The organism is Acidovorax sp. KPB24-07, assembly GCF_057543315.1.
The window spans coordinates 1-3,540 of the sequence record NZ_BAAJYS010000342.1 but is presented as its reverse complement, the minus strand read 5'-3'; the positions used below and the strand labels follow the sequence as shown (position 1 = coordinate 3,540).

General features: G+C 70.4%; 3 protein-coding genes and 1 pseudogene. All 4 read right to left on the bottom strand.

All coding sequences use genetic code 11. The features are described 5' to 3' along the window. Positions 1 to 213, bottom strand: a 213-nt coding sequence (locus AC27IQ_RS20555) for a hypothetical protein (RefSeq protein WP_487090599.1), incomplete at its 3' end; no start/stop codon positions are given. A 1-nt stretch (position 214) separates the two neighbouring features. Further along, positions 215 to 1,045 (bottom strand): MipA/OmpV family protein, encoded by an 831-nt coding sequence (locus tag AC27IQ_RS20550; RefSeq protein WP_487090598.1) that lies wholly within the window; start codon positions 1,043 to 1,045, stop codon positions 215 to 217. Between the two features lie 261 nt (positions 1,046 to 1,306). Then, entirely contained in the window at positions 1,307 to 2,467 is a 1,161-nt protein-coding gene (locus tag AC27IQ_RS20545) for an alpha-hydroxy acid oxidase (RefSeq protein WP_487090597.1), read from the bottom strand. A 190-nt stretch (positions 2,468 to 2,657) separates the two neighbouring features. Further along, a pseudogene (locus tag AC27IQ_RS20540) lies at positions 2,658 to 3,517 on the bottom strand (DMT family transporter). Positions 3,518 to 3,540: the final 23 nt, after the last annotated feature.

Here is a 3,540-nt window from a genome sequence, read left to right as displayed (position 1 = left end):
ACAGGGCTCGGCGGCCAGGGCGTCGTCCAGGAAGCGGCGAAAGTCTGACACGTAGTCGTCGAAGACCTCCTCGGAAAAGCCCTTCGGCCCGCCGCGCCGGCCCCGACGCGCACACGCCCGGCCAGGGGATCGCCCCCAGGGCAGGCCGCTGCCCGGCCCGAAGGCCGGCCCGCCCGGCACAGGCCCGCCGGGAATGCGCGCAGCGCCACGCATCTCAGAACCGGTGGATGTAGCCGACGGTGGCGCGCGACATGCTCGAGCGCCCCACGATGGGACTGTTCTTGATCTCGTCGGGCAGGCTCGTCGCGCTGACGTCGAGGAACACCATCTGCCGGGGCCGGATCGCGTAGTCCAGCCGCAGCCCCACCTCCATCGTGGTGGCTGCCTTGCCGGTGTACTGCGCGCGGCCGGGCTGCGCCTCGTTGGCCCGCACGCCGAAGTAGTAGTCCACGTATTTTTCGTCGAGCCACTGCGCCTGCACCCGGGGCGTCAGCCCGAAGCTGCCGAATCCGAACCGCCGGTCCACCTGCAGCTGCAGTTTCTGGCCCTTGCTTTTGCTGGACAGGTCGGACAGCCATTCGCCCGAAACGCGGGCGAAACCGGTGTTCCAGGTGACGGCCGCGCCGCCCCACACACTGCCATCGCGGTCGGCCATGCCGGCGAGCCGGGGCGAATCGCCGGCCTCGTAACCGCCATCCTCGTACTTGAGACGCCCCGTCAGGCCGATGCTGCTCTGGGGGCCGAACTCCTTTTGCAGCAGCTTGACGTCGGCCGTGGCGCCGCTGACGCGAAGCCAGCGGCTCTCGTAGAACAGCAGCGGCACGGCGATGTTCTTGCTCTCCGCCCCCGCGTAGCGCCGCACGGCCGAGGCACCGATGCCGATGCCCCAGCTGGACGCAGCGTCCGGCGCACCGGCGGCGGATGCGGCGTCGGTGGACCGCTCCTGTGCGGCGGCTTGCGTCGCGGCCAGGAGGCACAGGGTGGCGGTGGCGGCACCCAGGCAGGCGCGCGGGCATTTCTTGAGGGGCGTGAGGGAGAGGGTCATGGGCGGGAACAGGGTTGCTGAAAAACCGATGTTCGGCGCCCCCGCATTACCGGCGACTTACTGGGCGCCCTGCCCGCCGCGAAAACGCCGGTGTGCCAGCACAAAACCAGAGAGGCCGGCGAGCGCCCGCCGGCGCAGGGGGCATACAGCTATATTTTTTATAGCAACATGCCCTAGTGAAACATGCGCTGGAGCCCTTTTACGCTCCAAACGCCCCTGGCGAGCCCTACCGGAGGGCAGCGGGCAGCGGCCCGCCGCACCTCACACCGGATAGGTGCCCGGCAGCAGGATCGAGCGGTCCACGCGGTGGATGTCCGTGTGGCCGCAAAAGGCCATGGTCACGTCCAGTTCCTTCTGGATGATCTGCAGCGCGCGGGTCACCCCGGCCTCGCCGAACGCACCCAGCCCGTACAGGAAGCTGCGACCGATGAGCGTGCCGCGCGCGCCCAGCGCCCAGGCTTTCAACACGTCCTGCCCGCCGCGGATGCCGCCGTCCATCCACACCTCGATCTCCTGGCCCACCGCCTCGACGATGGCCGGCAGCGCGTGGATCGACGAGGGCGCGCCGTCGAGCTGGCGGCCGCCGTGGTTGCTGACGATCAGCGCATCGGCGCCGCTGGCCACAGCCAGGCGGGCGTCCTCGGCGTCCATGATTCCTTTGAGGATGAGCTTGCCGCCCCAGCGCTTCTTGATCCACTCCACGTCGCGCCAGTTGAGCTGCGGATCGAACTGCTCGGCCGTCCACGACGACAGCGACGACAGATCGCCCACGCCCTTGGCATGGCCCACGATGTTGCCGAAGCTGCGCCGCTGCGTGCCCAGCATGCCCAGGCACCAGCGCGGCTTGGTCGCCAGGTTGAGCAGGTTCGCCACCGTGGGCTTGGGCGGCGTGGACAGGCCGTTCTTGATGTCCTTGTGCCGCTGGCCGAGGATCTGCAGGTCCAGCGTGAGCTGCAGCGCCGACACGCCCGCCGCCTTGGCGCGGTCGATCAGGCGCTCGATGAAATCGCGGTCGCGCATCACGTACACCTGGAACCAGAATCCCGGCCCGGCGTGCGTGGAGACGTCCTCCAGCGAGCAGATGCTCATGGTGGACAGCGTGAACGGCACGCCGAACGCCTTGGCCGCGCGCGCGCCCAGGATCTCGCCGTCGGCATGCTGCATGCCCGTGAGCCCCGTGGGCGCGATCGCCACGGGCATGGCCGTCTCCTGCCCGACCATCCGCGTGCGCGTGGTGCGGCCTTCCATGTTGACCGCCACGCGCTGGCGCAGCTTGATGCACTGGAAGTCTTCGCTGTTGGCGCGGTAGGTGCTCTCGGTGTAGGAGCCCGAGTCGGCGTAGTCGTAGAACATGCGCGGCACGCGGCGCTTGGCGACAACGCGCAAGTCTTCGATGCAGGTGATTTTGGACAGGTCGGCCAAGGGAAACGCTCCTGGGTGTTTTTATGGGATGGGGAAGGCCACGCCCCTCCACGGCGAAGGAATAGCGCGGCGCACGGGCATCGTAGCGGCGGCCCCGCCGGACGGGTGCTGAAGACTTTTCCCCGGCCCCTGAGATTTTTTGACGGGCCGCACGCGTGGGCCCTGCCCGCCCCCTGCGTCGCCGGCTGGCCTACCGGCGCGCCAGCGCCACGCCCAGAATGGCGACGACGAAGCCCACGATCTGCAGGCCGGTGAGCGTCTCACCGAAGATCCACCAGGCCTGCAACGCCGACAGCGGCGGCACGGCCAGCACCAGCGCCGCGGTGCGCGTGGCCTCGCCGTGGCGCATGAGCCAGATCAGCAGCGTTGCGCCGCCGATGGACAGCACCAGCACGGCATAGGCCAGGTAGCCCCACAGCAGCGGCGAGCCGTCCCAGCGCGGCTCGCCAAAGACCAGCGCCATGAACACCAGCACCGTGACGGCCCCCACGTTCTGCACCGCGCTGGCACTGCGCAGGTCGCCAGCGGCCAGCGGCGACTTCTGCACCATCGATCCCACCGTGAGCGCCAGGATGCTCCCGGCCGCCGCGAGCAGCACCGGCAGCGTCAGCCCGGCCGCCCCGGCACTGACCGCCAGCCGCGGCCACAACACCATCGCCACGCCGCTGAAGCCCAGCGCGAGGCCCGCCCAGGTGGCGGCCCGCAGGCGCCCACCCAGCAGCGTGACCGCGATGAGCGCGGTGAACAGCGGCTGCAGCGCACCGATCAGCGCCATCACGCCCGAGGGCAGGCCCTGCGCCATGGCCCACCAGCTCGGCCCCACGTACAGGCCGCTCATGAGCGCCCCGGCCACCAGGTGCAGCGCGATGCGGCGCGGCCCGCGCGGCCACGGCACGCGCGCCCACAGGCGGCCGCGCCGAAGAGCACGGCCACGCCGATGAAGCGCACGGCCAGGAACCAGAACGGATCGGCATGCGCCGACACGCCCCGCCCCACCAGGAAGCCCGTGGACCAGATGACGACGAAGAGCAGCGGCGCGATGGCGGTCATGCCGCCCTCCCGCACGCCGCGAC